Annotated in this window: 1 protein-coding gene; it reads left to right on the forward strand. The window is 51.5% G+C overall.

Translation table 11 applies throughout. The features are described from left to right. Positions 1 to 332 (forward strand): replication endonuclease (locus AAEY75_RS14345; RefSeq protein ID WP_352259939.1); only part of this gene is annotated, 332 nt, incomplete at both ends.

A 332-nucleotide genomic window follows, 5' to 3' on the forward strand; every position in this document is an offset into this window, starting at 1 on the left:
GCTCAAGACCATTTGAAAAAGGTATGGGAAGCGTTCGGGAAGGCTTGCAGTAACAAGGGCATTCATTATTACGGTGTTCGTGTTGTTGAGCCCCACCACGATGGGACGCCTCACTGGCATTTGATTCTATTCACGCACCCAAGCCAAAGCGGGGCGATGTTAGACGAGTTTAAAAAGCAGGCTTTTAAGGTGGACGGTGAAGAAGCAGGGGCGAAGAAAAGCCGCTTTGAAGCCAAGAAGCTAGACCCAAACAAAGGCGGCGCGGTGGCTTATGTTGCCAAGTATGTGGCGAAGAATATCGACGGTGTGAACGCTGACGGGCAATGCATCGG

The sequence above is a fragment of the Psychrobacter sp. TB55-MNA-CIBAN-0194 genome (assembly GCF_040309505.1).
Classification (GTDB): domain Bacteria; phylum Pseudomonadota; class Gammaproteobacteria; order Pseudomonadales; family Moraxellaceae; genus Psychrobacter; species Psychrobacter fozii.